Annotated in this window: 19 protein-coding genes; 12 read left to right on the top strand and 7 right to left on the bottom strand. The window is 67.8% G+C overall.

Translation table 11 applies throughout. From position 1 onward, the window contains the following. Window positions 1–38: 38 nt before the first annotated feature. Both ACFFDA_RS14135 and ACFFDA_RS14130 read left to right on the top strand, forming a co-directional pair. Window positions 39–728, top strand: a complete 690-nt coding sequence (locus tag ACFFDA_RS14135; protein WP_404481086.1) for a hypothetical protein — start codon at window positions 39–41, stop codon at window positions 726–728. Window positions 729–801: 73 nt separating this feature from the next. Continuing rightward, window positions 802–1251 carry a hypothetical protein gene (locus tag ACFFDA_RS14130; RefSeq protein ID WP_404481085.1) on the top strand — a complete coding sequence of 150 codons (450 nt, stop codon included), beginning with the start codon at window positions 802–804 and terminating at the stop codon, window positions 1249–1251. Between the two features lie 4 nt (window positions 1252–1255). On the opposite strand, the gene trmFO is transcribed toward ACFFDA_RS14130, so the two are convergent. Further along, window positions 1256–2602: a methylenetetrahydrofolate--tRNA-(uracil(54)-C(5))-methyltransferase (FADH(2)-oxidizing) TrmFO gene (gene trmFO / locus ACFFDA_RS14125; protein WP_404481084.1), complete on the bottom strand. Its 1347-nt coding sequence runs from the start codon at window positions 2600–2602 to the stop codon at window positions 1256–1258. A gap of 89 nt (window positions 2603–2691) precedes the next feature. Here trmFO and ACFFDA_RS14120 point away from each other — a divergent pair, with 89 nt between their 5' ends. Next, complete coding sequence (locus ACFFDA_RS14120; protein ID WP_404481083.1) at window positions 2692–3357, top strand: hypothetical protein; 666 nt, start codon at window positions 2692–2694, stop codon at window positions 3355–3357. Between the two features lie 195 nt (window positions 3358–3552). Here ACFFDA_RS14120 and ACFFDA_RS14115 read toward each other — a convergent pair whose 3' ends face one another. Together ACFFDA_RS14115 and gyrA are read right to left on the bottom strand one after the other, a co-directional pair. Continuing rightward, a complete protein-coding gene (locus ACFFDA_RS14115; protein WP_404481082.1) occupies window positions 3553–3903 on the bottom strand; it encodes a DUF952 domain-containing protein in 351 nt (116 codons plus the stop codon). Beyond that, window positions 3900–6683 (bottom strand): DNA gyrase subunit A, encoded by a 2784-nt coding sequence (gene gyrA / locus ACFFDA_RS14110; RefSeq protein ID WP_404481081.1) that lies wholly within the window; start codon window positions 6681–6683, stop codon window positions 3900–3902. The genes ACFFDA_RS14115 and gyrA overlap by 4 nt, the downstream gene beginning before the upstream one ends. Before the next feature lie 314 nt (window positions 6684–6997). Between gyrA and ACFFDA_RS14105 the strand changes: the two genes are divergently transcribed. Further along, entirely contained in the window at window positions 6998–8338 is a 1341-nt protein-coding gene (locus tag ACFFDA_RS14105) for a hypothetical protein (RefSeq protein ID WP_404481080.1), read from the top strand. A 181-nt stretch (window positions 8339–8519) separates the two neighbouring features. On the opposite strand, the gene ACFFDA_RS14100 is transcribed toward ACFFDA_RS14105, so the two are convergent. Then, on the bottom strand, window positions 8520–9161 hold the full coding sequence (locus tag ACFFDA_RS14100; RefSeq protein ID WP_404481079.1) for a carbonic anhydrase: 642 nt from the start codon (window positions 9159–9161) through the stop codon (window positions 8520–8522). A 95-nt stretch (window positions 9162–9256) separates the two neighbouring features. On the opposite strand from ACFFDA_RS14100, the gene lipA reads away from it, so the two are divergent. Then, window positions 9257–10210, top strand: a complete 954-nt coding sequence (gene lipA, locus ACFFDA_RS14095) for a lipoyl synthase (RefSeq protein ID WP_404481078.1) — start codon at window positions 9257–9259, stop codon at window positions 10208–10210. A 4-nt stretch (window positions 10211–10214) separates the two neighbouring features. Beyond that, window positions 10215–10661, top strand: coding sequence for a type II toxin-antitoxin system RatA family toxin (locus tag ACFFDA_RS14090; RefSeq protein ID WP_404481077.1), 447 nt, complete (start codon window positions 10215–10217; stop codon window positions 10659–10661). 34 nt (window positions 10662–10695) lie between these two features. On the opposite strand, the gene ACFFDA_RS14085 is transcribed toward ACFFDA_RS14090, so the two are convergent. From ACFFDA_RS14085 to ACFFDA_RS14075, 3 genes are read right to left on the bottom strand one after another with little or no spacing between them, the layout of a single operon-like run. Continuing rightward, a complete protein-coding gene (locus ACFFDA_RS14085) occupies window positions 10696–11193 on the bottom strand; it encodes a CinA family protein (protein WP_404481076.1) in 498 nt (165 codons plus the stop codon). Window positions 11194–11202: 9 nt separating this feature from the next. Continuing rightward, the gene (locus ACFFDA_RS14080) at window positions 11203–11730 is read right to left on the bottom strand and encodes a hypothetical protein (protein ID WP_404481075.1); all 528 of its coding nucleotides are present in this window, start codon (window positions 11728–11730) and stop codon (window positions 11203–11205) included. A gap of 40 nt (window positions 11731–11770) precedes the next feature. Beyond that, window positions 11771–12937: a bifunctional 2-C-methyl-D-erythritol 4-phosphate cytidylyltransferase/2-C-methyl-D-erythritol 2,4-cyclodiphosphate synthase gene (locus ACFFDA_RS14075; protein WP_404481074.1), complete on the bottom strand. Its 1167-nt coding sequence runs from the start codon at window positions 12935–12937 to the stop codon at window positions 11771–11773. Between the two features lie 80 nt (window positions 12938–13017). On the opposite strand from ACFFDA_RS14075, the gene dusB reads away from it, so the two are divergent. The 6 genes from dusB (at window position 13018) to hfq (ending at window position 21400) form a co-directional block, all read left to right on the top strand. Further along, on the top strand, window positions 13018–14067 hold the full coding sequence (dusB, locus tag ACFFDA_RS14070; RefSeq protein ID WP_404481073.1) for a tRNA dihydrouridine synthase DusB: 1050 nt from the start codon (window positions 13018–13020) through the stop codon (window positions 14065–14067). After that, a complete protein-coding gene (locus ACFFDA_RS14065) occupies window positions 14064–15185 on the top strand; it encodes a nitrogen regulation protein NR(II) (RefSeq protein WP_404481072.1) in 1122 nt (373 codons plus the stop codon). The genes dusB and ACFFDA_RS14065 overlap by 4 nt, the downstream gene beginning before the upstream one ends. Next, window positions 15185–16633 (top strand): sigma-54-dependent transcriptional regulator, encoded by a 1449-nt coding sequence (locus tag ACFFDA_RS14060; RefSeq protein ID WP_404482755.1) that lies wholly within the window; start codon window positions 15185–15187, stop codon window positions 16631–16633. The genes ACFFDA_RS14065 and ACFFDA_RS14060 overlap by 1 nt, the downstream gene beginning before the upstream one ends. 123 nt (window positions 16634–16756) lie before the next feature. Then, on the top strand, window positions 16757–18943 hold the full coding sequence (locus tag ACFFDA_RS14055; RefSeq protein WP_404481071.1) for an ATP-binding protein: 2187 nt from the start codon (window positions 16757–16759) through the stop codon (window positions 18941–18943). Between the two features lie 136 nt (window positions 18944–19079). Further along, window positions 19080–20483 (top strand): sigma-54-dependent transcriptional regulator, encoded by a 1404-nt coding sequence (locus ACFFDA_RS14050; RefSeq protein ID WP_404481070.1) that lies wholly within the window; start codon window positions 19080–19082, stop codon window positions 20481–20483. A 320-nt stretch (window positions 20484–20803) separates the two neighbouring features. Further along, complete coding sequence (gene hfq, locus ACFFDA_RS14045; protein ID WP_404481069.1) at window positions 20804–21400, top strand: RNA chaperone Hfq; 597 nt, start codon at window positions 20804–20806, stop codon at window positions 21398–21400. Window positions 21401–21402 lie beyond the last annotated feature (2 nt).

The raw sequence follows: 21402 nt of genomic DNA, 5'->3' as shown, positions 1-21402 counted from the left end.
TTTGCCTTTCTATCCATAAGCGCCTTAGGGGATGGCGCGTGACCACTTCCCCGCCTTCCCAACCCGCCTCGACCGAGGATCTGCTCGTCGAGACACTGCCCACGGTCTCGCGCCTCGCGCTGGCCTATGCGCCCCGTCCGGCGCGGATGCAGACCTTGGCGCTGCTGGCTCTGGACACCCGCCTCGCCGGCCTTCTGCGCAATTCGCGCGAGCCGATGCTGGCGCAACTGCGCCTGTCGTGGTGGCGCGAATCGCTGGGCCAGCCTGCCGACAAATGGCCCGAAGGAGAGCCTCTGCTCGCGGCATTGCGGACCTGGAACGGCCATCACGGCGGCCTCGTCAGCCTCGTCAACGGCTGGGAGGCGCTCACCGGCGCGGCGCCGCTGCCCGAAACCGCGCTGGAAGCGATGGCGCAAGGCCGCGCCGCCGCCTTCGCCACGCTGGCCCAGGCGCTCGATTGCAACGCCGACTTGCGGATAGTGCAGCGCCTGGCCCGCTCTTGGGCGCTCGCGGACCTGGCCATGCGTCTGGGTCACGAGAGCGAGCGCAATGCCGCCCGCGCCCTGGCCCTGGCCGATCGCGCCCGGGGCCTGCGGGTGCCGCGCGCGCTGCGGCCGCTGCAGGTCCTCCACGCCCTTGCCGCCCGCCGCCTCGACAAGGGCGAGGACGCGGCGACCTCGCCGGCGGCGGTGCTTGCGGCCATGCGCATAGGACTGCTGGGCCGCTGATTACAGCGTTGTAATTTCCGCAAGGCCGCCCGCTGCCTCTAAGGCTCCGCAAGGTGCGATGAGAGGCCTTGCGATGAACCGTTTCCTGCTCGGCGGACTGGCCGTGTTCGTGATGATGGGCATCGGCCTGTTCTGGCTCCAGGGCCGCGCCGAAGTGGAAGCCGGGGCCCCGCCGCCCGAAGCGGCAAGCTCCGAGCCGGCACCGCTTCCCAGCGCCGACGTCGCCGACATGGTGGGTCCCGCGCCGCCAGAGGCGACCGAACTGAGCCGCGAACAGCGCCGCTTCGGCCGCTACGACCGCGACCGCGACGGGCGCATCTCGCGCAACGAAATGCTCTCCACCCGCGCCGACGGCTTCCGCAAACTCGACAAGGACGGCAACAACCTGCTGACCTTCGAGGAATGGGCGGTGGCCACGGTCGACAAGTTCGGCGAGGCGGACGCCGACAAGGACCAGTACCTGACGCCCGCGGAATTCCGCAGTACCGCGCCGCCTAAGCCCAAGGCGAAGTGTAGTTGCTGAAGCTTTACGCCGGCACCAGGCTCTCCAGCCAGGGCGCGATATCGTCCTTGGCGCGGGCGGTGTAGGCTTCCTTGCGCTGCTTCTTGGCCACGTCGTGCAGCGGCGGGAAGAGGCCGAAGTTGACGTTCATCGGCTGATAGCTCTCGGCCTCGGCATCGCCGGTGATGTGCGAGAGCAGGGCGCCCAGCGCGGTGGTGCGCGGCGGGGCCTGCCATGTGCGTCCGGCCAGTTCGGCGCTGGTCATCAGCCCGGCCATCAGGCCCACCGCCGCGCTTTCGACATAGCCCTCGCAGCCGGTGATCTGCCCGGCGAAGCGGACGTGCGGCGCGGTCTTGAGGCGCAGGTTGCGGTCCAGCAGGATCGGCGCGTTGAGGAAGGTGTTGCGGTGCAGGCCGCCCAGCCTGGCGAACTCGGCGTTCTCGAGGCCGGGGATCGTGCGGAACAGCTTCACTTGCTCGGCGTGCTTGAGCTTGGTCTGGAAGCCGACCATGTTCCACAAGGTGCCCAGCTTGTTGTCCTGGCGCAGCTGCACCACCGCATGGGCCCAGCGCCCGTTCGGATGCTCGGCCGTCGCCCAGTGCGGATTGTCGAGCCCGACCGGCTTCATCGGCCCGAAGCGCAAGGTGTCGACGCCGCGTTCGGCCATGACCTCGATCGGCATGCATCCGTCGAAGTAGGGGGTGTTCTCCTCCCACTCCTTGAACGAGGTCTTCTCGCCAGAGATCAGCCCGGCGTGGAAGGCGAGGTACTGCTCCTTGTTCATCGGGCAGTTGATGTAGTCCCTGGTCTCGCCCTTGTCCCAGCGCGAGGCCATCCAGCACACGTCCATGTCGATCGTCTCGCGGTAGACGATGGGGGCGATGGCGTCGAAGAACGCGAGGCTGTCCGCGCCTGTCGCCTTGCCGATCGAGCCGGCGAGCGCGGCGCCGGTCAGCGGTCCGGTGGCGACGATGGTGAGGCCGGCCTCGGGCAGCGTGTCGATGCGTTCGCGCACGATGTCGAGCCCGGGCAGGGCGGCGAGGCGCGCCTCGACTTCGGCGGAGAACACGTCGCGATCGACCGCCAGCGCGGACCCTGCGGGAACTTGCGCCTTGGCGGCCGCGGCCATGATGACCGAGTCGCAGCGGCGCATCTCGTGGTGGAGCAGGCCGACCGCGTTCTTGTCGCTGTCGTCCGAGCGGAACGAGTTGGAGCAGACCATCTCCGCCAGCCCGTCGGTCTGGTGGGCGGGGCTGCGCTCGCCGGTCCCGCGCATTTCGGAAAGGCGCACGCGGAAGCCGCGCCGCGCGAGTTGCCAGGCGGCTTCGCTGCCGGCGAGGCCGCCGCCGATGATGTGAACGTCGTAAGTCATGGCCCGGCGCCTAGCGGGTATCGCGGCCATGGAAAAGGGCCGGCGCATCTGCCATGGGGTCGAGCGGACCCCGAAGCGAGACGAGAACCATGCCCAAGCGCGCGCTGATCGAACGTCGACCCTGGCTGCTGGCGAGCATGGCCTGCGCCGTTGCCTGGGTGGCGCTGCGGGACAGCGCGACGCCGGACCTCTACCTGATCGCGCTCGAGGCGGCACCGCTGGTGCTGCTGGCGGTCTATGCGGCACTGCGCCACCGCGGCAACGACACCCGCTCGCTGGCCGGGATGCTGGCGCTGCAGGGCATCGGTTCGGCCCTGCTGGACTACGCGCCGCTGATCGCGCTCAATGCGCTGCTGGTGGCCTACCTGATCGGGCTTACGATGTTCCTGGTCCATCGCCGCGCGGTGATGGATGGCGGCCGCAAGGCCTCGGCGCTGGCACTGACCCTGGGGACGCCGCTACTGTGCTTCGTCGCGGCCGAGCGGGCGGGCGTGGGCGTGCCGCTGTTCCTGGGACTGGCGCTGGGCGGCATGGCGGCTTCGGCATGGATCAGCACGTTCCCGCGCTCGCGCGTGGGACTGGGGGCCGCGCTCATCGTGGTGGGCAATGTCCTGGGGATCGCCGCGCTGGGTGGGGTCGGGGTGGGCCTGGCGCCGGCGATCGCGCTGGTGGCGTGGCCGATTCTGTACATCGGCAACCTCGTGCTGGCCACGGGCGTCACCGGCGAGCTGCGGATGCGCGAGAACGTCTTCTAGGGGCTGGAGAAGCCCTGCGCCGTCGGCCCTGCGCGCTGCCCCCTACTGCTGCGCGACAGGAAGCAGCGGGGCGAATATGCGCGAGCGCCCGCTCGCAGACCTAGTGAATTACAATCTGGTTGGCTGTGAGGGTCAGCTTTCGTCATCCCGGGTTCGACCCGGGACGACGCTTGAACGGGACCGGCTCTATCGGCCTCAGGGCAGGATCAGGGTGCCGTCGGGCTGGCGTTCGACGGGTCCGTGCGCGCGAATTGCCGACAGCGGGAGCGCTGCATAGATATGCGGAAACAGCGCCCCGCCGCGCGAGACTTCCCACTTCACCGCTTCGCCCAGCGCCGTGAGGTCCACTGCCGCCACATGAAGGTCGTCCTGCCCGGCGAAATGCTTGTCGAGCGTGCCTTGCGCCTGCCCGGCGGTGGAAAGGTGGATGTAGCCGTCGGCAAGGTCGACCGGGGCACCGGCGAAGGTCCCGTCGGCGAGCAGCTGGTCGAGCTGCCCGCCGGTGAGGATCTTGTAGGCGACGGTAGCCGGCGCCGCGTCGCTCACGCGTCGTCCTCGGTCCCGTGGCCGTCCGGAGCATCGCTGCCCGGAACGTCGCTTTCGGGCGTCGGCGTCTCGTCGACCACGGGGGCGACCACGGCTTCGTCCTCGCTCTCCTCGTCGAGGCGCACGGCGCTGACGACGTGTTCGTCGTTGGACACCGTGAACAGGCGCACGCCCGCCGAGCCGCGGCCGATGACGCGCAGCGAGGAGAGCGGCAGGCGGATCAGCTTGGCCTGGTCGGTGACCAGCATGAGCTGCTGCGCCTGGGTGGCCGGGAAGCTGGCGACGACCGGGCCGTTGCGGCCGATGTTGTCGATATTGGTGATGCCTTGGCCACCGCGGCCCGTGCGGCGGTACTCGTAGGCCGAGGACAGCTTGCCGTAGCCGTTGGCGCAGACGGTGAGGATGAACTGCTCGCGCTTGGCGAGTTCCTCGGTCCGTTCCGGAGACAGCGTGGATTCGCCGTCCTTCTCGCCCTTCCAGGGAGCGAAGCGCAGATACTGCTCGCGTTCCTCGGAATCGGTGCCGACGCGGTGCAGGATCGAGAGCGAGATGACCCGGTCGCCGTCCTTGAGCACCATGCCGCGAACGCCGGTGGAGGTGCGGCTCGTGAACTCGCGCACGTCGTCGCCGGCGAAGCGGATCGCGCGGCCCTTGCGGGTGGCGAGCAGGACGTCGTCGGCAGGCTCGAGCAGGGCCACGCCGATCAGGTGATCGTCGTCGCCTTCGTCGAAGCGCATCGCGAACTTCCCGTTGCTGGGCACGTTGGCGAACGAATCCATGGAGTTGCGGCGCACGTTGCCCTTGGCCGTGGCGAACACGACCGAGAGCTTGCTCCATTCCTTCTCGTCCTCGGGCAGGGCGAGCACGGTCTGGATCGTCTCGTCCTTGTCCAGCGCGGGCAGGAGGTTGACGATCGGACGGCCGCGCGTGGTCGGCCCGCCTTCGGGCAGTCGGTAGACCTTGAGGCGGTAGACCTTGCCGGCAGTCGAGAAGAACAGCACCGGGGTGTGGGTCGAGGTGACGAACATCGTCGTCACCGCATCCTCTTCCTTCGTCGCCATGCCGGCGCGGCCCTTGCCGCCGCGGTTCTGGGCGCGGAAGGTCGAGAGCGGGGTGCGCTTTATGTAGCCGTCCATGGTGACGGTCACCACCATGTCCTCGCGCTCGATCAGGTCCTCGTCCTCGATCCCGTCGAAGGCGGCGGTGATCTCGGAGACACGCGGGGTCGCGTAAGCGTCCCGTACGGCCTGAAGTTCGCCGCGCATCACGTCGTAAAGCTTGACCCTGTCGGCCAGGATCGCGAGGTAGCCCTCGATCGCGACGGCCAGTTCCTTCAGCTCGTCGCCGATCTCGTCGCGGCCCAGCGCGGTGAGGCGGTGGAGGCGCAAGTCGAGGATCGCCTTCACCTGGACCTCGGACAGGCGGTAGGTGCCGCCCTCGGCCTCGGCATCGGGCTCGATCGCCTCGACGAGGCGGATGTACTGCGCGATGTCGCCGATCGCCCATTCCTTGGCGATCAAGCGGGCGCGGGCCTCGGACGGGTTCGGCGCGCCGCGGATGATCTTGACGACTTCGTCGAGGTTCGAGACCGCGACGACGAGGCCGAGCAAGATGTGCGCCCGGTCGCGCGCCTTGTTCAGTTCGAACTTGGTGCGCCGCGTGATGACCTGCTCGCGGAACTGGATGAACGCCTGGAGGATGTCGCGCAGCGACATGGTCTCGGGCCGTCCACCGCGGATCGCCAGCATGTTGGCGGCGAAGTTCGACTGCGCCGGCGTGTTGCGCCAGATCTGGTTGATGACGACTTCGGGCGAGGCGTCGCGCTTGAGGTCGACGACGACGCGCACGCCTTCGCGGTTCGATTCGTCGCGGATGTCCGAGACGCCCTCAATCCGCTTGTCCTTGGCGGCCTCGGCGATCTTTTCGACCAGGCCGGACTTGCCGACCTGGTAGGGGATCGAGGTCAGCACGATCGAGCGGGCGCCACGGCTCGCGCCGCGGGCTTCCTCGATGTGGTGGCGGCAGCGCATGATGATCGAGCCGCGGCCGGTGATGGCCGCATTGCGCGCGCCGCCCTGGCCCAGGATCAGGGGCGCGGTCGGGAAATCTGGGCCCGGGATGATCTGGAACAGCTCTTCCGAGGTGATCGCCGGATTTTCCATCATCGCGAAGCAGCCGTCGATGACTTCGCCCAGGTTGTGCGGCGGGATGTTGGTCGCCATGCCGACCGCGATGCCGCCCGCGCCGTTGACCAGCAGGTTGGGATAGCGCGCGGGAAGCACTGTCGGCTCCTGCTCGGCGCCGTCGTAGTTGGGCTGGAAGTCGACGGTGTCCTTGTCGATGTCCGCCAGCAGCGCCTCGGCCACCTTGGCGAGGCGCGCTTCGGTGTAGCGCATCGAGGCCGGCGGATCGGGGTCCATCGAGCCGAAGTTGCCCTGGCCGTCGATCAGCGGGAGCCGCATCGACCAGTCCTGCGTCATGCGCGCCAGGGCATCGTAGATCGCCGAGTTGCCATGCGGGTGGTACTTGCCCATGGCGTCGCCGACGATACGCGCCGACTTGCGATAGGGCTTGCCCGCGGTGAAGCCGTTCTCGTGGCTGGTCCACAGGATGCGCCGGTGGACGGGCTTGAGGCCGTCGCGGACATCGGGCAGCGCGCGGCTCACGATCACGCTCATCGCGTAGTCGAGGTAGCTCGTCTTCATCTCGTCGACGATGTCGACGCGGGTGTATTCGCCCTCGGGGCCCATGTGCTCGGGGATTTCGGTCTCGTCGCTCACGCGGTTCTGTCGCCAGGTTGCTGTGGGAAAAGGATGATGGATCGCCCTAGGACATGCTCCGGGGGAAAGCCACCTGAACCGTGCCCCGGCAGCCGGGCGTCCTGCCGTTTTCCACACATATGCACGGGAACCCTGAACGGGTGCGACGAATTGCATTCAATGAGCGTTCAGTGGCCGCCTCCTATTTCGCTGGGCAGGTTGCCAAGGACGCAATTCGCCGCCAAACCCTGCGGCGCCTATTTTCGTCCTGCTTTCGGGTGGGATAGCGCCTGCTTGCCGCAGGATTAGTTTTGTCTTGAGAGGAGTTAGCCTGAATGGCTCGCAAGTTCCTTGTTTCCCGTATCGCGCTGGCCGTCGCTCTTTCGAGCGGCCTTGCGCTGGGTGTCGCTTCTCCCGCCATGGCGGCCAAGAAGGAGAAGGCGCCCGCCAACAACTTCTCGCCCGAATTCGTCAAGGTCGCCCAGCCGCTGCAGAAGGCGATGGAAGCCGCGATCGCCGCGCTCGGAGGGCAGCAGACCCCGGCCGCGCTCGCCGCCGCCAAGCAGGCGTTCGACTCGGCCGTCGGCGGTGACGGCAAGGCCGCGTTCCAGGCCGCCGTGCCTGCCGCCACCACGCCCGACGACAAGAACGCGCTCGGCTCGCTGATGCGCAACTTCGGCATCATCTCGCAGGACCTCGCTCTCAAGCAGCAGGGCAACGTGCTCCTGCTCGGCAGCGGCAAGCTGCCGGCCGCAGAAGCGGGCAAGACCAACTACGACGCCGGCATCACCGCCTATCAGCTTAAGGACTATGCCAACTCGGCAACCTATCTGAAGGCGGCCAAGGACGGCGGTTTCGTCGATTCCTCGGGACAGCTCGACCTCGTCCTCGCCGACGCCTACAAGCGCAACAACAACCCCGAGGCCGCGCTGCAGCTGGCCAAGGACGACATCGCCGCCGCCCAGGCGCGCGGCGTCGCGCCGTCGGAAACCTCCCTGCGCAACGTCCTGCAGCAGACCTACACCGCCAAGCAGCTCGCCCCGTCGACCGAATATGCGGCGATGCTCGGCCAGTACTATCCGGGTTCGTGGAACACCGCGATCTCGGTCGTTCGCCAGCTTTCCTCGCTGCCGCGCGACCAGAACCTCGACCTCATGCGCCTGATGTACGTCACCGGCGGCATGGCCGAGAAGCGCGACTACTTCGAGTATATCGAGAACGTCGACCCGCGCGCCTTCCCGGGCGAAGCGGTCAAGGTGATGCAAGACGGCCTCGCCAAGGGCAAGCTGACCCAGGCCGAGATCGGTGCCGACCTGTCGAACTCGCAGGGCCGCGTCGCCGGCGACAAGGCCTCGTTGCCCGCGACCGAGCGCGACGCCAACAAGCCGGGCGCGACGGGCGCCACGGTGGTTGCGGCAGGCGACGTGTTCCTCAGCTACGACCAGCCGGCCAAAGCAGAGGGCTTCTATGCCAAGGCGATCACGCTGCCGGGCGTCGATGCCAACAAGGTCGCGCTGCGCCTCGGCATGGCGCAGGCGCTTTCGGGCAAGTACGCCGATGCGCAGACCAGCTTCGCCAAGGTCACCGGCACCCGCCAGCCCGTCGCCAAGCTGTGGTCGGCCTATGCCAAGAGCAAGGCCGGTGGCGCCGCACCGACCGCGCCCGCCGCGAACTGAGCTTTCGCCTCGACAAAAGGAAAGGGCGGCCGGAAACGGCCGCCCTTTTTCGTTCAGCTCGACCGTCGTTCGACTTCCGAGACGGTAGCTTTCGGCGATCTACTGCGACGTGGCGTTCGCACGCCGGCTCGCGTGGCCTCGCCGCACGGTCCCGGGTCGCGTCCGGGACCGTAAGCCGTCCTCATTCCACCGGTGCGAAGGTCCTGGTTTCGTCGTCCAGCAAGTGCAGCACGCCGTCGGAGATGGCGAAGAAGGCGCCGCGCAGCTTGAGCTGGCCCTTGGCGACCTTGCTGCTCACGCAGGGGAAGGTCATCAGGTTGTCGAGGCTGACCTTGACCGCCGCCTGCTCCATCGCCCGTTCGGCGGTGCGGCCGGTGGTGCCGTGTTCGTGGGCGACCGGCTCGCGCGCCTCGTCGAGCATCGAGATCCAGTCGGCGACGAAGCCGCCCTGGCCGATCTCCGCACCTTTCAGGTCCTGCGTCAGCGCCGCCTTGCAGCCCCCGCACAGGCCGTGGCCCATCACCACCACTTCCTTGACCTTGAGCACCTGCACCGCGAACTCCAGCGCCGCCGAGACGCCGTGATGGCCGGGCGTGGTCTCGAACGGCGGCACCAGCGCGGCGACGTTGCGGACGACGAAGATGGTGCCGGGGTCGACGTCGAAGATCTGGCTCGGATCGACGCGGCTGTCGGAACAGGCAATGACCATCACTTCGGGCGACTGGCCCTGGCCCAGTTCGTCCCAGCGCGCGCGATTGGCGCTCCAGCCGGAACTGCGGAAACGGCGATAGCCGTCGATCAGGTTGTTCAGCACTTCGGTCATGCGGGGGGCTCCGTTGCCGTTCTTGTAAGCTGCGCTTTCCCTTAATCGGGATATTCCTGCTGGCAAGGGCGGGCACATGTGACTATCTGGGCACCATGAACGATCTCTCCTCCGTGCCGACCCCTGAAGAGCCCGTGCAGCGCCAGCGCAAGCCCGACTGGATTCGGGTGAAGGCGCCCACTAGCAAGGGCTACGGCGAAACCCGCCAGCTTATGCGCGACCTCAAGCTCAACACCGTGTGCGAGGAAGCGGCCTGCCCGAACATCGGCGAATGCTGGACCAAGAAGCACGCGACGGTGATGATCCTGGGCGATACCTGCACCCGGGCCTGCGCGTTCTGCAACGTCAAGACCGGCATGCCCGGCCGCGTCGATGCGGCAGAGCCCGCGAACGTCGCCGAACTGGCGCTCAAGACCGGACTGGAGCATATCGTCATCACCTCGGTCGACCGCGACGACCTGCCCGACGGCGGCGCCTCGCAGTTCGTCAAGGTGATCGAGGAAATCCGCAAGGCTACCCCCAACACCACGATCGAGATCCTGACGCCCGACTTCCGCAACAAGATGCAGCGCGCCGTCGAGGCGATCGTCGCCGCGCGCCCGGACGTCTACAACCACAACCTCGAGACGGTGCCGCGCCTCTATCCCACCATCCGCCCCGGCGCGCGCTACTACGCCTCGCTGCGGTTGCTGGAGGAAGTGAAGCGCCACGATCCCTCGATCTTCACCAAGTCCGGCATCATGCTGGGGCTGGGCGAGGAACGCCTCGAAGTCCACCAGGTGATGGACGACATGCGCTGCGCCGACATCGATTTCCTGACCATGGGCCAGTACCTGCGCCCGACGCCCAAGCATGCCGAGGTGAAGGAATTCGTCACCCCGCAGGCGTTCAAGGCCTATGGCGCGATCGCCCGCGCGAAGGGTTTCCTGCAGGTCGCCGCCTCGCCGCTGACGCGGTCGAGCTACCACGCCGGCGACGATTTCCGCCAGATGCGCGAGGCCCGCGAGGCGAAGCTGGCCAAGGCCGCACCGATCGGCGTGAAGGCCTGACCAAGTGCCGGGCATCCACGAAGTCTATCGCCTTCCGTACAGTGCAGAACAGATGTTCGACCTCGTCGCCGATGTGGGCCGCTACCAGGAGTTCCTGCCCTGGGTCGTGGCGACGCGGGTCAAGTCGGACGACGGCCATGAAATGATCGCCGACATGTTGGTCGGCTTCAAGGCCCTGCGCGAGAAGTTCACCTCGCGCGTCGAAAAGGAACGCCCGCGCGAGATCCGCGTCCACTATGTCGACGGTCCGATGCGCGACCTCGACAACCGCTGGACGTTCCACCCCGTCGGCGATCATGCCTGCGACATCGAGTTCGACGTGAAGTTCACCTTCCGCAACGCGCTGTTCGAGAAGCTGGCCGGGCAGTATTTCGACAAGGCGTTCCGCAAGATGGTCGCCGCGTTCGAAACGCGCGCCTCGGAACTCTATGGGGTTGCCCAGGAGGGCTGAACAACCCCGTCGTGCCGGGCAAAGCCCGGCATCGTTACGGCAGCAGCAGCTCCAGGGCCACGATCGCGGCCTGATGCCGTATTTCCGCGCGCGTTCCGCCTTGCAGCAGCTTCTGCTCGGCATGGATGCTCTCGTCGTCGTCGCGGCGGGCGCAGGCGAACACCACGGTCCCCACCGGCTTCATCTCCGAGCCGCCATCGGGTCCGGCGATGCCGCTGATCGCCACCGCCACGTCGGCGCGGCTCTTCTTGATCGCGCCTTGCGCCATGGCCCAGGCCGTGGCCGGCGAGACGGCGCCGAACGAATCGATGATGTCGGAGTGGACCCCCAGCATCTCCATCTTGGCCTCGTTCGAATAGGTCACGAACCCGCGGTCGAGCACCGCAGAGGAGCCGGGAATTTCGGTCAGTGCGGCGCAGACCAGCCCGCCGGTGCAGCTTTCGGCGAGTGCCACGGTGCGGCCGAGCGCCTTGTTCTCGTCGATCACGCGCTGGGCGAGCGCGACGAGGTCTTCGGGGAAGAACGGATTCATTCGAGGTCCTCAGTCCTGGCAGAGCGCCACTTTACCCAGCTTGGGATCGGCCGCGCCGGCGACGTCGAGCGTCAGCGCGATCAGCCCGGCGGTATTCTCGGGCGGCAGGGGGGAGAGCAGGTCGATCGCCAGGTCCAGCTTGGTGCAGGACTTGGGCGCGATGCGCTGCGAGACGAAACCCTCGACGAAGACGTCGGCGAGCTGGCGCACGGTCTCGTCGGGCAGGTTGCGGATCATCTTGGACAACTCGCTGCCCTCGGAGCCCAGCGTCTTGAGGAAGGCGGGGCGGGCCTGGGGCCAGTAGCGGTCCTTCTGCCCGGCATAGCGGGCGGCGAGCTGCGGCCCCTGGCGGCGCAGGAAGGCGTCGGCGGGGAGGGACGCGGCGCAGCGCTTGGCAGTGCCGTTGATCGCCTGGGGCAGGGCATAGGCGATCAACGCGGTCGCCTCCTTCTTGGTCAGGCATACCGGCTCGGCGGCCATGGCGAACCCTGGCGTCATGCCGGCCACGAAGGCGGCGGCTCTCAGGAATGGGTGCATGCGCGAATCCCTTTTGGAACGGGGCCTTGCAGCCGGAATCTCACTGACGGACGAGGCTGACGGCGGCCTGTGCGGCGATGCCTTCGCGCCGTCCGGTGAAACCCAGCTTCTCGGTGGTGGTTGCCTTCACGCTGACGGCGGCGATGTCAACGCCGAGGATGGCGGCCAACCGCTCGCGCATGGCCTCGCGGTGCGGGCCGATCTTGGGCGCCTCGCAGATGATCGTGACGTCCGCGTTGCCAAGGACATAGCCGGCTTCGGCGACGAGCGTGGCGGCATGGGCGAGGAAACGGTCTGAGGCCGCGCCCTTCCACTGCGGGTCGCTGGGCGGGAAGTGCTGGCCGATGTCGCCTGCACCGATCGCGCCGAGCATCGCGTCGACCAGCGCGTGGATGGCGACGTCGGCGTCGCTGTGGCCGGACAGGCCGTGCGTGTGCTGGACGCGAACGCCGCACAGCCACAGTTCCTCGCCTTCCTCCAGCGCGTGGACGTCGTAGCCGGTGCCGACCCGGATCGCCGGCGAAGATGCTGCGAAGTCGGCGGCGTACGTCAGCTTGTGCAAGGTTTCGTCCCCTTCGACGAATGCGATTTCGAGGCCGTCGGCCTGCGCCACCTGCGCGTCGTCGCCGGCAGTGGTGGGGCCGTCCCAGGCGCGATGGGCAGCGAGGATCGCGTCGAACCGGAACGCCTGGGGGGTCTGCACCCGGCGCAAGTCCTCGCGCCGCGCCGGAGCGCCCATGAGATTGCCCGGCATGACATGCGCGAGGCTGTCGACCACCGGGAGCACCGGGATCGCGCCGGGGTGATCGTCCAGCGCGCCGAGCAGCCGCTCGATCACGCCCGAGGGCAGGAGAGGGCGGGCGGCATCGTGGATCAGCACGAGGTCGGGCGCCGCGCCGGCGAGCACTTCGAGGCCGAGCCGCACCGATTCCTGCCGCGTCGCGCCGCCGCTGGTGAACTGCACCCCGGCGACCCCGGCCAGTGCCGCGCGCGCCACCGCGTCGGCATTCTCGGGGATGACGACGACGATGCGGCGACAACCGGCCTTGCCGAGCGCCTCGACCGAGTGACGGACCACCGGCTTGCCGCGCCAGCGCGCGAATTGCTTGGGCACGGGCTGCCCGGCGCGAAGGCCCTGGCCGGCGGCGACTACGATCGCTGCCAGCGATGCGGCGCCGGTGCGGGGTTCTGAAACGAACTGCGACATTGTTTTCGCCGGTAAGCGCTTGCCCCGCCAAGGGCAATCCACTATGCGCTGCCTGTTTTTTAGGCAGCACTGCACAGATCATGAACCCATTGCCCAATCCTCCGGCATTGAAGCCCATCCAGGTCGGTCCGGTCACGATCGACTGCCCGGTCGTGCTCGCCCCGATGACGGGGGTTTCCGACCTGCCTTTCCGCAAGATGGTGCGTGGCTTCGGCTCGGGCCTCAACGTCACCGAGATGATCGCCAGCCCGGCCGCGATCCGCGAGACCCGCGTGTCGCTGCAGAAGGCGATGTGGGACCGCATCGAGGAGCCCGTCTCGATGCAGCTCGTCGGCTGCGATCCCGAGCAGATGGCCGAGGCGGCGAAGCTGGTCGAAGGGCAGGGCGCGGCGATCATCGACATCAACATGGGCTGCCCGGTGCGCAAGGTCGTCAACGGCGATGCCGGCTCGGCACTGATGCGCCAGGTCCCGCTGGCGACGAAGCTGATCGAGGCGACCGTCAAGGCAGTCAAGGTTCCGGTCACCGTCAAGATGCGCATGGGTTGGTGCCACGACAGCCTCAACGCTCCCGAACTCGCGCGGATCGCCGAGGATCTGGGGGCCCGGATGATTACCGTGCACGGCCGCACCCGGAACCAGATGTACAAGGGCGAGGCGGACTGGGCCTTCGTGCGCCGGGTCAAGGACGCGGTCTCGATCCCGGTCGTCGTGAACGGCGATATCTGCACGGTCGAGGATGCCTCGAACGCACTGGAGCAGTCCGGCGCCGACGGCGTCATGATCGGGCGCGGTGCCTATGGCCGGCCGTGGTTCCTCTCGCAGGTCATGCAGTGGTGGCGCGGCGAGGCGGTCGCGGGCGACCCGACGATCGCCGAGCAGTACGAGATCATGCGCGCCCACTACGAGGACATGCTCGATCACTACGGCGCCGACACCGGCGTGCGCATGGCCCGCAAGCATCTGGGCTGGTACATCAAGGGCGTGCGTGGTTCAGCCGAGTTCCGAAACAAGGTGAACTTCATCTCCGATCCCGCTGAAGTCCTTCGCGAACTGGCAGAGTTCTACGCGCCCTACCGCGATGGCAGCGCTCCCGGCACCGGCACCGACGGCCAGCTCCAGGCCGCATGAGCCTGACCCTGGGCACCGCCGTTCCCGAGGCGCAGCGGCTGCTGGCCAGCCTGCCCCAGGCCGTGGTGCTGCTCGAACCCGGGCTGACGATCGCCTCGCTCAATCCGGCGGCCGAGCAGTTCTTCGGCCAGTCGGCGCGCCGCCTCGTCGGCACGCGCCTGCGCGACATCGTCTCGATCTCCGACCGCCGCCTGCTCGACCGCCTTGGCGACTACGAGACGCCGGTGTCGGCGCGCGAGATCGTCGTCCAGCTCAAGGGCAAGGGGGCCCGTCGGATCGACATCAACATTGCGCCCGTCGCCGACACCCCCGGCTGGCAGATCCTGACCATCCACGACAACAGCGCCGCCGATGCCCTGGGCGACGATTCGGGGGGGCCTGACAACGCGGTCCTGCGCGGTCCCGAGATCATGGCGCACGAGATCAAGAACCCGCTCGCCGGCATCCGCGGTGCCGCTCAGCTTCTTGCCCGCCGCATCGAGGACAAGGACCGCGCGCTCACCGACCTCATCACCGGCGAGGTCGACCGCATCGCCGGGCTGATCGAGCGCATGCAGAAGCTGAGCGGGCGCACCACGCCTCCGGTCGAGGCCTGCAACCTCCACGAGGCCGCGCGCCGCGCGATCGACGTGCTCGATGCCGCCAATGGCGAGAAGCCGCGACGCTTCAGGCTCGTCGAGGAATTCGACCCCTCGCTTCCCTCGGTGCTGGGCAGTCCGGACGGACTGGTGCAGGTGATGCTGAACCTGCTCTCGAACGCTGCCGAGGCCTGCCAGGACGCGGAGGAACCGCGCGTCGTCATCCGTACCCGTTTCGCCAGCGGCCTGCAGCTCCAGACCGGCGACGAGAGCGCCCCCTTGCGCCTGCCGATCGAGGTCCGCGTCAGTGACAACGGCCCCGGCATCGATCCGGCCATGCGCGACCACATCTTCGAGCCCTTCGTCACCACCAAGAAGTCCGGCCAGGGCCTCGGGCTGCCGCTGGTGCGCAAGCTGGTGCGCGACATGAACGGGCGCATCACCCACGAACGGGACGAGGAAGCCGGATTGACCCATTTCCGCATCCACCTGCCGCTCGCCCGCGAGACCCGCACCCGCCCGAGGAGGAAACCCGCATGATGCGCGTCCTGCTGCTCGAGGACGACATGTCCATCGCCATCGTCATCACCGCGGCGCTGGAGGACGAAGGCTTCGGCGTGGTCCATTGCCAGACCATCGCCGAGCGCGACCGCCAGTTGGCCGGCGGCAGCTTCGCCGCCATGGTGACCGACGTGATGCTCCCGGACGGCGACGGCATCGAGACGATCGATCGCGTCCGCGCGCTGCATCCCGACATGCCGATCGTCATCCTCTCGGCCCAGAACACGCTCGATACCGCCGTGCGCGCCACCGATACCGGCGCCTTCGAGTATTTCCCCAAGCCCTTCGACATCGACGAACTGGCGCGCACCGTGCGGCAGGCGGCCGGCGCCACGCAGGCCCGGCTCGATGGTGACGAACCCGTGGCCGACGGCTTGCCGCTGGTCGGGCGCAGCGCCGCGATGCAATCGGTCTTCCGCATGATAACGCGGGTCCTGCGCAACGACCTGACGGTCCTGATCCTGGGAGAATCGGGCACCGGCAAGGAACTCGTCGCCGAGGCGATCCATCAGCTCGGCAATCGCCGCAGCGGCCCGTTCATCGCCGTCAACACCGCCGCGATCCCCGCCGAACTGATCGAGAGCGAGCTGTTCGGGCATGAGAAGGGCGCCTTCACGGGCGCCGTCGCGCGCCATGTCGGCAAGTTCGAGCAGGCGGCCGGCGGCACCCTGTTCCTCGACGAGATCGGCGACATGCCGATGCAGGCGCAGACCCGCCTGCTGCGTGCGTTGCAATCGGGCACCGTGCGTCGCGTCGGCGGCCGCGAGGAAATCCGCCTCGACACCCGCATCGTCGCCGCCACCAACAAGGACCTCGAGCCCGAGATCGCCGCCGGGCGCTTTCGCGAGGACCTCTATTACCGCCTCAACGTGGTGCCGATCCACATGCCCCCGTTGCGCGACCGGCGCGACGACATCGACGTGCTCGCCCGTCATTTCCTCCAGCATGCCGCCAACGAGGGCCTGCCGCGCCGCCAGTTGACGGCGGAGGCGGCGGAACTGCTGAGCCGCCAGCCCTGGCGTGGCAACGTGCGCGAATTGAAGAACTTCATCTACCGCATGGCCCTGCTGGCGCGAGAGGACCTGATCGACGTCGAATTGATCCTGCCCCTGCTCAGCCAGGAACCCCCGGCACCTGCGGCCGCGGGAGCGATGGGGGAGTCCAACGGCCATGCCGTCTCCCACGCCAACGGGGCCGACATCGCCAGCGCGGTCGCGCAGTGGCTCACCGCCACGCGGCCGGCCAGCGGCACCATCTACGACAGCGCCATGGCGGCCTTCGAACGCCCGCTCTTCGCCGAGGTCCTGCGGGAGACCGCCGGCAACCAGCTCCGCGCCGCGCAGGCCCTGGGCATCAACCGCAACACCTTGCGCAAGCGGCTCGGCGAACTCTCTCTCGACCCCGAGGAATTCACTCGTCGTCCATAATTGTGCGTTGGTGGATTCTCTCTTGCAGCCGGGCCACACTGCTGTTGTAACGTTGCAACGATGACCGAAGGTTCAGTTCACGAGCGCACCCACAAGCGTGCATGGCCGCGATGGTGGCGGAGCATGCAGGTGGCCGCCCGCCGGGCGAACTTTTTCGCCATCATGGAAGTGCTTTCGGTCGCTGCGTTCCTGACGATGACAGTGACGACCTGGGTCGCGTTGAACAATGGCGGCGACCGGCGCGAACTGTTGCCTTCCAACCTCACGGCCAGCCTGCTGATCGGCACCCTGGTCCCGGCGATGGCGATCCTGGTGCTGCTCGGACGGCGCATGGCCCTGCGCCGAGCGGCCGAGAGCATCGGCGGCACCGGGCGGATGCACGTGCGCCTGGTGTTCATCTTCTCGCTGATTTCCGCCGTGCCGACCCTGCTGGTGGTGGTCTTCGCGTCCTGGCTGTTCCAGTCGGGCGTCGAGTTCTGGTTCTCGGATAGCTCGCGCGGGCTGCTGGAGAACGCCAACAAGCTGGCGCGCGGCTACTACGAACAGACGCTGCGCGACGTCGGCTACGAATCGGTCGCCATGGCCGAGAACTCGCGCGAGGTCCTGGCGACCGACCCCGTGGCCAGCCGCCGCTTCCAGGAATTCCTGTCCTATCAGGTCCTGCGCCGCAACCTCAGCGTCGCCGCGATCATCCAGATCGACGCGGCGGGCAACCAGCGCACCCCGATCATCGTCGACCCCGACGGCAAGTCGGAGAACAACCGCATCAGTCAGGACGTGCTGACCCGGCTCGCCAAGGGCGAACCCTATGTGGCCAGCGCCCGCGACAACCGGATCGTCGCCGCCGCTCCGATCGAGCGCAACTCGGGCGTCTACCTGCTGGTCATCCGCAGTTCGGACCTGCTGACGCTCGGGCAGGGCGAGCGGGCGGAGAACATCGTGCTGGCCTACGAGGCGCTCACCAGCCAGGCGCGAGTGCTCCAGCTGCGTTTCAACGTAGCGCTGTTCGTCGCCTCGCTGGCCCTGGTCGGCCTGGCTGTATGGTTCGCGCTGCGCTTTGCCGACCGGCAGGTGGCGCCGCTCTACGAACTCGTCGACGCGGCACGCCGGGTGGGGGCGGGTAACTATACCCTGCGCATCGAGGGACGGACCGGCGCCGACGAGATCGGCCTGCTCAACCGTGCCTTCAACCGCATGACCGGGCAGATCGAGAAGCAGACCCAGGCGCTTCTCGGCGCCAACCGCCAGCTTCACGAACGCCGCCTGTTCATCGAGGCGGTGCTGGAATCGGTCACCTCGGGCATCGTCTCGCTCGACGACCAGGGGCGCATCCTGCTGATGAACAGCACCGCGCAGAAGCTCCTGACCGACCGCAGCGGCGAAGTGCCCGAAGGCATGCCGATCATCGACCTGGCGCCCGCGATCGCCGCGATGGTGGAGCAGGGCTCGGCCGGCGGGCTCGTCCAGTACAACCGCGGCGGCGACCTGCTGACTCTCGCGGTCAAGACCAGTCGCGATGCGACCGGCTACGTCATCACGTTCGAGGACATCACCCGCCAGTTGCTCGACCAGCGCACCGCTGCGTGGTCCGACGTCGCGCGGCGCATCGCCCACGAGATCAAGAACCCGCTCACCCCGATCCAGCTTGCGACCGAGCGCCTGAGCAGGCGCTACCGCAAGCAGATCACCGACAACCCCGAACTGTTCGAGGATCTCACCCGCACGATCATCCGGCAGGTCGGGGACTTGCGCAAGATGGTGGACGAATTTTCATCCTTCGCCCGCCTGCCCAAGCCGGTCTTCCGCGCCGAGGACCCCGTGGCGCTCACCCGCCAGGCGCTGTTCCTCCAGGAAGTCGCGCGGCCCGACATCACCTTCGCCTTCGCCGCCGAGCGCGATATCCACGTCATCGACTGCGATCGCCACCAGTTCGGCCAGGCGATGACCAACGTCCTCAAGAACGCGGTCGAGGCCACCGAGGCGCGGGCCAAGGATGCGGCGAGGGAAGGGGCCGACTATCGCGGCGCGATCTCCGTGGAGGTCGTAGACCAGGAGCACTCGATCCTCGTGCGCATCACCGACAACGGCATCGGCCTGTCGCAGGATCGCGAACGCATCATCGAACCTTACGTCACCACCCGCGAGAAGGGCACTGGCCTGGGCCTCGCGATCGTCAACAAGATCATCGAGGAGCACGGTGGCGAGATGATGTTCGCTGCCGCGCCAGGCGGTGGCACGACAGTTACGATGCGCTTCGCCCACGATCCGCTGGCCCTCGAACAGGGTCGCAAGACCGAGGCGGCGCAATGATCGCGGCCGTCCCCGGAGACCGTTTGAAAATGGGCCCTGCCCATTGCGCCGCACCGGCGCGGCGCTCAAAATGTGCCCTTTCGCGCATTTTCAAACGGTCTCTCACACCCGCTTTACCCGAGAAGAAGAAAAGCTGATGGCACTCGAAATCCTGATCGTCGACGACGAACGCGACATCCGCGAACTGGTCGCCGGCGTACTGAGCGACGAAGGCTACGAATGCCGCACTGCCGGCGACAGCGAGAGCGCGCTGGCGGCGGTCGACGCCCGCCGGCCCTCGCTGGTCCTGCTCGACGTGTGGCTCCACGGCAGCCCGATGGACGGCCTCGAAGTGCTCGACGCCATCAAGTCGCGCGAGCCTGAACTGCCGGTCATCATCTTCTCCGGCCACGGCAACATCGACACCGCGGTCGCCGCGATCAGCCGGGGCGCGGTGGACTTCATCGAGAAGCCGTTCGAGGCCGAGAAACTGCTCCACCTCGTCGGCCGCGCCACCGAGACCGAGCGCCTGCGCCGCGAGAACGCCCAGCTCAAGCAGGGCCAGGGCTTCGCCGGCGGCGAGGAGTTCACCGGCTCCAGCACCGCGATCAACCAGGTCCGCGCCACGCTCAAGCGCATCGCCAACACCGGCAGCCGCCTGCTCATCACCGGGCCGGCCGGGTCGGGCAAGGAAGTGGCCGCGCGCCAGCTCCACGCCTGGAGCCCGCGGGCCGACAACGCCTTCATCAGCGTCAATTCCGCGCGCATCACTCCCGAGCGCTTCGAGCAGGAGCTGTTCGGCGAGGAGGCTGACGGTGCCCTCATCCGTCCCGGCCTGCTGGAAACGGCTGACGGCGGCACGCTCTACTTCGACGAAGTGGCAGACATGCCGCTCTCCACCCAGGCCCGCATCCTGCGCGTGCTGACCGACCAGGCCTTCGTGCGCGTGGGTGGCACCCGGCAGATCCGCGTCGACGTGCGCGTCGTCTCCTCGACCTCGCGCGATCTCGAAAAGGAAATCGCCGAGCGCCGCTTCCGCGAGGACCTGTTCTACCGGCTCAACGTAGTGCCCGTCTCGATCCCGGCACTGCGCGAGCGGCGCGACGACATTCCCGCGCTGATCGACCACTTCTTCGCCCGCTACGCCAGCGAGCAGGGCGTCACCCCGCCCCAGGTCAGCGGCGAGGCGATGACCGCGCTCCAGGCCTACGAATGGCCCGGCAACGTGCGCCAGTTGCGCAACGTGGTGGAACGCACCGTCATCATGGCCCCGCGCGAGAAGCTGGCGCGGATCGAGGCGGACATGCTCCCGCCCGAGATCTTCAACAGCCGGGGAGGGGGCGATGCCGGCGCCCCGGTGATGATGAGCGCGCCCTTGCGCGAGGCCCGCGAGAGCTTCGAGCGCGAGTACCTGCGCGTCCAGATCCGGCGGTTTTCCGGCAATATCTCGAAGACCGCGGCCTTCATCGGGATGGAGCGCTCGGCGCTCCACCGCAAGCTCAAGCTGCTCGGCATGTCCGAACGCCGCGAGGACGAGCCGGACATCGACGAAAGCGCCTGACGCCGGGCCCGCCCGCTGTATGCGGCAGGGAAATCGGCGACTGTCCGGAAGGACGCGGGCCGTCGGCGGGGCGTTCGTGTCGGGTCCGGTCGAGACACGGACGCCCCGTGCCGCGCATTCCCGGGCCTGCTCGAGACGATGGTAAAGGGCTGTCCGCGATGCATCTCCGTCAAACTTTTTCCCGGTGTAACATTTTCGCTACAAAAATCCCGTTTACTGCATTGCAGCAAATCGGTAGTTTCCGATTCGAGAACGGCTCCGGACAACCCGGGACCAGATCGCGGACCGCATAAGCGGCCGCCAAAAAGATGGAGAATACTATGGCTGGTCGTACCCTCACCGCACGGCCCAAACCCACACCGCCGCCGGCTCCCGAGCCGGCCGAGTTGGCTGCCGCCGCCACGTCCGCGCCGGCCGCTGCTGCACCTGCAGCGTCCGCCGGAAAGGGCCAGAACCTTCAGGACCAGTTCCTGAACCTGCTGCGCAAGAACAAGACTCCGGTCACCATGTTCCTGGTCAAGGGCGTCAAGCTCCAGGGCATCGTCACCTGGTTCGACAATTTCTCGATCCTGCTGCGCCGGGACGGCCAGTCGCAGCTCGTCTACAAGCACGCGATCTCGACGATCATGCCCTCGACCCCGGTCGATGCGCGCCAGTTCGCCAATGGTCCGGAAAACCCCAAGAAGCAGCGGGTCCTGCAGGACGTCTTTCTCTCCAGCATCCGCAACGCCGGCGTGCAGGTGACGATGTTCCTCATCAACGGCGTCATGCTTCAGGGCCGCGTCGCCGCCTACGACCTGTTCTGCATGCTGCTGGAGCGCGAAGGGTACGTGCAGCTTGCCTACAAGCATGCCGTATCGACGATTCAGCCCGTGACTCCGGTCGACCTTCAGGCGCATGAGGAAACGGACGACTGATC

The organism is Novosphingobium sp. BL-52-GroH, from assembly GCF_044813085.1.
Lineage (GTDB): Bacteria > Pseudomonadota > Alphaproteobacteria > Sphingomonadales > Sphingomonadaceae > Novosphingobium.
The sequence above is the reverse complement of the archived record's forward strand: the minus strand, read 5'-3'. Positions and strand labels throughout refer to the sequence as shown.